This window comes from Henriciella sp. (genome assembly GCF_049649345.1).
In the GTDB taxonomy this organism is placed as follows: domain Bacteria; phylum Pseudomonadota; class Alphaproteobacteria; order Caulobacterales; family Hyphomonadaceae; genus Henriciella.
Genome location: NZ_JBARZC010000076.1, coordinates 1 through 6,111, shown reverse-complemented (window position 1 = coordinate 6,111; position 6,111 = coordinate 1). Strand labels below are relative to the sequence as shown.

Below are 6,111 nucleotides of genomic sequence, written 5' to 3'. Positions count from 1 at the left end.
GTTTCTATCAGCGACAAGGACAAGGTTCGCAAAACCAAGCAGGATGCTTTCCGCGTCTCGCAGACCGTCCTCGCCCTGATAGAAGAACATCACACCCCGCCCACTCCGGAAGCCTATGCCTTCTGGTATGCCTATGTCACCCAGGCCGACGAAGCGCTGGTCAAGACGGTCAACAAGATGATTGAGCGCGGCGAGGAGTTTGGCCCGTACGAGATCGAAGAGCTCAGCAAGGACGCCTTACCGGAAGACGACGCCGCTGTTCAGCAGGAGCGGATCGGCAAAGCGTTCAGCCGGAAGATGACCGATGTTGTTGATCTCGTCAGCAGCGGCGTCAGCAATAATGACCGGTTCCAGGAACAACTCGCCAGCATCGGCCAGGAGCTGCCCGAACAGGGTTCCGAAGCCGATATTCGCGAAATTCTCGACCGCCTGATCGAGGAAAACCGGCTGATGGCGGAGCGCAGCCGCTCGCTTCAGTCGGGGCTCAAGACCTCGCAGGCCCAGATTGCGAAACTCAGCACCGAACTTGACGATGTGCGCAAGCAGAGCACGCGCGATCCGCTGACGGGCGTTGCAAACCGGCGCGCCTTGAACGCGCATCTTGGCCAGTCGATCGAAGCGGCCATAAAGTCAGGCGAAAGCCTATGCCTTGTCATGGCCGATATCGACCACTTCAAGACAGTAAACGACACGTTCGGCCATCCAGTCGGCGATGACGTGCTGAAAGTGTTTGCGAACCTGATCCGCAAGAACGTCAAGGGCCGCGACATGGTCGCGCGCTATGGCGGCGAGGAATTTTCCATTGTGCTGCCGAAGACCCCGCCCCAGGCAGCGCTGAAGCTGATTGACGGCATCCGCGAGCAATTCGCCTCTAAGAGGCTTATGGTGCGCCAGTCGCGCGAGAAAGTTGGACAGATCACAGCCTCATTCGGGATCGCCGCTTTTGAGAGCGGGCTGACGCCGGGTGCCCTGATCGAGAAGGCGGACGTCCAGCTCTACCGGGCCAAGCGTACCGGCCGTAATCAGGTCTGCATGACCGAGATTTCCGACGAGACTATTTCGGCCGGGCAGTGATCTCCCCGAGCCGGCGTTCGGACCCGAACGCGCGCTTCAACGTCTCGCGCTTTTCCGCCATATCCTGCTTTAGCGCGTCGATCTGACGTTGCTGATCGGCGATGCGCGCAAGCAGGCGTTTTGAATTTCCATTCTGCTCCGACAGGCTGAAGGCTGCAAAGTCTTGGGACGGGCTGGGCGCTGCGCGCAGGGCCGCTTCAAGCTGGCCCAACACCGCCTCGGCTGCAGCGACCTCCTGTCTCGCCTGCGCAAAAGCCTGTTCAGCCTGCTGGCGCCGCAGGGAAACCAGCCGTGTCAGCGTCTTGGCCGTTTTCGGTTTTATCGCAGGCTGGCTCATAAATGCTCTTTCAGCCGCTCGACGAAGCTGATCGCGGCCGCGACAGCGGCGAAGTGTTCGGGGTGGATCTCCTCATCCACATCAACGAGCCGGTAGATGGAGCGCGTCGAGGGCGGATCGCGATAGATCGGAATGCCATTCTCGGTTGCGATGTCGCGGATGCGGGCGGCGAGATGATCGACGCCCTTGGCGACGCAGACGGGCGCCTTGCTCGACTCCGGTTCCCATTTGAGGGCGACGGCATAGTGTTCGGGGTTGACCATGACGACGGTCGCCTCCTTCACATTCTGCATCATCTGGCCCTTGGTGATCTTGGAGGCCTTCTCGCGCCGCGACTGTTTCATCTGCGGGTCGCCTTCGGACTGCTTGACCTCTTTTTTCACGTCCTCGCGCGTCATCTTGAGCTGATTGGCGTGCATCTGGCGCTGAATGGGCAGGTCGATTGCGGCCAGAACGAACTGGAAGGCGCAGAAGATGAGGATGAGCAACATCACCTGGCTGAAGGTGAACTGGAAGAATTGCGACAGCTGGACGGCGCTGGACGCGTAGTACTTGTCGACGAAAATGTAGAGGAAGATCGCTCCCAGAAAGCCGACGAAGAGCATCTTCGCAGTGTCCCGCGCAAAATCGAGCAGGCCTTTGGGGCCATACTTTTTCTTGATGTTTTCAGCCGGGTTGAGCTTCTTCATATCCGGCTTGATCTTCTTTGCCGAGAAGGCGATCGAGCCCTGCAGGAGGAGCGCGCCGATGACGAGGACGAAGAGGATGATGAATATCGGCAGTGTCCAGAACAGAATGCCTCTCAGCCAGGCACGCGACTGCTCTCCGCCCCCGGCGAAGATGTCATTTGCATAGCTGTCGGCGTGATAGAAGACAGACTGGAATTCATTGAAGATATGGCCGCCCAGAATCATGCCGAACATGCCGGCAGCGATCGCCATGCCGGCCATCAGGGCAAAGCTGTTGGCCTCTTTTGACTGGGCAACATTGCCTTCGCGGCGCGCTTCGCGCTTTCGCTGCTCGGTGGCCTCGAATTCCTTCTCGCCGCCACCATTCTGGTCGTCTTCAGCCATGCGATTTCACAGCCTCCTAGAGCCAGCCGATCAAGGACGGAATCCGGTCCATCCAGACCATCAGGATGGTGGACATCGACAAGGCAAGCAAGAGCATGCCCGCGCCGACGATGAATGGCGCTCCGACGAAGGCCACCATGAGCGACGGCAGCGCCTTGTTGATGAAGCCAAGACAGAGATTGTAGAGCAGGTTGACCGCGACGAACGGCCAGGCGAGCAGCACCGCGAAGCCGAATGCGCCGAAGCCGCTCCGGATCAGGAACATGGGATCGATCCCGGTGATCATGCCGAGCGGGATTTCGCCATAGAGTTCGGTAAAGCGGACGAACACGCTGATATGGTAATCCATCGACAGCAGCAGCGCGGCGCCGGCCATGGCGAATATGTTGGCCGTCATCGTCTGCGCTTCTGTCTCGAGCGCGATCCCGAGCATTTGCGACAGGCCAATCACCTGCGCCACCAGGGTCCCGGCCATGCTGAGCAGCCAGATAGACAGGCGCAGCAGCACGCCGAGGAACAGCCCGATCGTGCTTTCGAGAAACAGGAGGACAAAGAAATCCGGCAGGCCGGTGACATCCGGCTGTCGGAGGATACCGGCAGCGGCGATGGCTGTTGAAAAGGCGAGCAGAAGGCCGATGCGGACACGGACCGGAACGGTTTGCTCACCAATCCCCGGCATCAGGAAGATGACGAAGGACAGCCGCGCCATGATCACCATGATGAGGGTGATCCAGCCTGTCAGCTCCGCTGTCAGGGCCAAAGACACCGGCATCAGATAACGCCGACGATATACGGCTTGCTCTTGGCGCCTATTTCTTCATAGGCGAGGACGGAATTGCGGATGCCCTTGCTCGCAAGCACGGTCTGCAGGAAGCGGCGGCGGCGCGATGAGGTCGCGATGGCCGCGGTGACGCCCTTCTGGGCAAATTCGTTGAGCTTGGTCTGCACCGAATTGGTGAGGTCGCCGAAGAGTTCGGGCGGCAGGGCAATGTCTGAGCCGCCATCTTCCTTGGTCACTTCATGCGCGCTGAATTTTTCTTCCCAGCCGGGCGCGAGTTGCAGCAGCGGCAGGCGGCCATCTGTATCCTGCAGGCGGTCGACGATCTGGAAGCCGAGGCGCTGGCGCACCGCTTCGACCAGTTTGCCGATATTGGCCGTCTGGGATTTCGCCTCGCCAATCGTCTCGATGATGAGGAAGAGATTGCGGATGGAGACCCGCTCCTCGAGCAGCAGGCGGAGCACGGCGAGCAGCTGTTCCGGCGTAACTTTTCCGGGAATGTACTCGTCGAGAAAACGCTTGTTGGCGGCAGCGCGCTCGCTGTCGGAAATCCGGGTCAGCGCGTCGAGCGTGTCCATCATGACAAGGCGGGTAAAGACCAGCGAGAAGTTCGACTGGATGACTTCCAGCATATGAGTCGCGAGCACTTCTGTCGCTTCGATGGCGGGGACACCGGCAGCGGCAAGTTCCTGCTTGTTGGTCGTCGGTAGCCAGCGGGCGGAGGCCTTGTAGACGGGCTCCTTCACGCGCTCACCCTGCAGGTGGGGCAGCTGCTTGTCTTCCATGAGCGCCAACACCGATCCGGGCCGCAACACACCGCCATCGACTTTCACGCCCTGGATGCGGATGCGGTAGGCATTCTTGGCGAGGGTCGGATTGTCCGTCATGCGAATGGAGGGCAGAACGAAGCCATATTCCTCTGCGATGTAGCGGCGGATCTTGTCGATCCGGCTTTCAAAACCGTCAGAGCCCTGCAGCACCATGCTGACAAGGTCCGGCGAGACTTCGAGATGGATTTCATCGGAATGGATGGAATCGCCAATGACGACAGGTTCGGGCGCCTCGTAGGCGTTGGCTTCGGCCTCTTCGGCTTCCCTGGCCTTCTCCTCCTGGCGGATAAAGTAGGAGGCTGCGCCGAAACCGCCAGCGGCGAGCATGAAGGGGATGAAAGGCAGGCCCGGCAGGAGCGCGAACGTGGCGAGGATGCCGGCAACAATGGCGAGCGCAGAAGCGTTTGCGCCAAGCTGTTTGAGAAGCGTGATATCGATCGCGCCCTCTTCCTTGCCCTTGGCGAGCAGGAGCGCGGCAGACACTGATACAATCACCGATGGGATCTGCGAGACCAGACCGTCGCCAACCGTCAGGATGGAATAGTTCGCAAGGGCTTCATTGATGCTGAGACCGTGGACGGCGATGCCGAAGCCGATGCCTGCAATCAGGTTGAGCGCTGTAATAAGGAGGCCCGCAATCGCGTCGCCCTTGACGAATTTCGAGGCACCATCAAGCGAGCCGAGGAAAGACGCTTCCTCCTGTTCTTTCTGGCGCCTGTTCTTGGCTTCCTCATGGCTGATCGCACCGACGGCGAGGTCACTGTCGATAGCGAGCTGCTTGCCCGGCATGGCGTCGAGAGCGAAGCGCGCGCCGACTTCGGCCATGCGGCCCGCACCCTTTGTGATCACCATGAAGTTCACGATGACAAGCACAGCAAAGACAACCAGGCCGACAAACAGATTGCCGCCCATGATGAACATGGCGAAGCCTTCGATGACGCCGCCCGCCGCATCCGTGCCGGTATGGCCTTCGGAGATGATCAGCTTCGTCGAGGAGACGTTCAGCGCCAGGCGCAGGATCAGCGAGGCCAGCAGGACGCTCGGAAAGGACGAGAAGTCGAGCGGCCGCTCGATGAAGATCGCCGTCGTGAAGATGAGGATGGCGAATGCGAAAGAGAGCGTCAGGCCGATATCCATCACCCAGGCCGGCACTGGCAGGACCATCACCAGGATGATCAGCATCAGACCGATCGCAAGAAGCGTCGTCGGCTTGGCAAGGTTCAAGAGGCTGGACGTGGGCATTCTGCGCCTATCCTGAAATCAGCGGAATCACTGAATTGTTGAAGAAATCAAGCGCGACATTGGTCATGTAGCCAAGCGTCAGGAAGAAGACGATGACGACGGCCATGATCTTCGGCACGAAGGTCAGCGTCATTTCCTGAATGGAGGTCAGCGCCTGGATCAGGCCGATCGCAAAGCCGAGCACAAGCGTGACGCCCAGAATTGGCAGGGCCATCAGGACAGCTGTCCAGAAGGCCCCGCGCAGAATTTCGAAGATCGCAAGCTCAGTCATCCGGTAAGCGGCCTAGACCGGCATTCTCAGGAGTTCCTGATAGGCCTCGACCACCTTGTCGCGGATCGTCACAGCCGCATCGAGGGCGAGCTCTGCATTGGCGAGCGCCTCGACCATGGCGTGCGGATCAGCGCCGCTGACAGCGGTCTGGATCGCGGTCTGTTCGGCCTGCTCGAGGGTCTGCTTGAAAGCGGCAAAGCCTTCAGAGACCGCGCCGCCTGCCTCATCCGGCTTGGCGGCCGGTTTGGCCTGGTCGCCCGGCTTGATGTTGTTAAGTGCTGCGTAGGCTGAAAAATTCACATTCGTCATCTTGGCCCCCTATCGCCGAAGGATGTCGAGCAGGGATTTGTACATCGTACGTGCCTGCTGAAAGGAATTGAGATTGGCCTCATAGGTCCGGTTGGCTTCGCGCATGTCGGCCATTTCGGTCACGAGCGAGACGTTGGACATCATCACATAGCCCTCGCCGTCGGCCATCGGGTGAGCCGGGTCGTACTGGCGCTCAC

The 6,111-nt window shown here is 59.9% G+C and carries 8 protein-coding genes; 1 reads left to right on the top strand and 7 read right to left on the bottom strand.

From position 1 onward, the window contains the following. Positions 1-1,074 (top strand): GGDEF domain-containing protein (locus tag WA989_RS01990; protein ID WP_424338856.1); only part of this gene is annotated, 1,074 nt, incomplete at its 5' end. Here the strand turns inward: WA989_RS01990 and WA989_RS01985 are convergent. The 7 genes from WA989_RS01985 to WA989_RS01955 form a co-directional block, all read right to left on the bottom strand. After that, positions 1,055-1,411 (bottom strand): hypothetical protein, encoded by a 357-nt coding sequence (locus tag WA989_RS01985; RefSeq protein WP_424338855.1) that lies wholly within the window; start codon positions 1,409-1,411, stop codon positions 1,055-1,057. The genes WA989_RS01990 and WA989_RS01985 overlap by 20 nt on opposite strands. Then, positions 1,408-2,484 (bottom strand): EscU/YscU/HrcU family type III secretion system export apparatus switch protein, encoded by a 1,077-nt coding sequence (locus WA989_RS01980; protein ID WP_424338854.1) that lies wholly within the window; start codon positions 2,482-2,484, stop codon positions 1,408-1,410. Before WA989_RS01980 ends, WA989_RS01985 begins: the two co-directional genes overlap by 4 nt. 16 nt (positions 2,485-2,500) lie before the next feature. Continuing rightward, the gene (locus tag WA989_RS01975) at positions 2,501-3,256 is read right to left on the bottom strand and encodes a flagellar biosynthetic protein FliR (RefSeq protein ID WP_424338853.1); all 756 of its coding nucleotides are present in this window, start codon (positions 3,254-3,256) and stop codon (positions 2,501-2,503) included. Next, positions 3,256-5,334 (bottom strand): flagellar biosynthesis protein FlhA, encoded by a 2,079-nt coding sequence (locus WA989_RS01970; RefSeq protein ID WP_424338852.1) that lies wholly within the window; start codon positions 5,332-5,334, stop codon positions 3,256-3,258. Before WA989_RS01970 ends, WA989_RS01975 begins: the two co-directional genes overlap by 1 nt. A 7-nt stretch (positions 5,335-5,341) precedes the next feature. Further along, complete coding sequence (locus tag WA989_RS01965) at positions 5,342-5,605, bottom strand: flagellar biosynthetic protein FliQ (protein ID WP_424338851.1); 264 nt, start codon at positions 5,603-5,605, stop codon at positions 5,342-5,344. A gap of 12 nt (positions 5,606-5,617) precedes the next feature. Then, positions 5,618-5,914 (bottom strand): flagellar hook-basal body complex protein FliE, encoded by a 297-nt coding sequence (locus tag WA989_RS01960; protein ID WP_424338850.1) that lies wholly within the window; start codon positions 5,912-5,914, stop codon positions 5,618-5,620. A gap of 9 nt (positions 5,915-5,923) precedes the next feature. Further along, the coding region (locus tag WA989_RS01955; protein WP_424338849.1) for a flagellar basal body rod protein FlgC at positions 5,924-6,111 on the bottom strand (188 nt) is incomplete at its 5' end.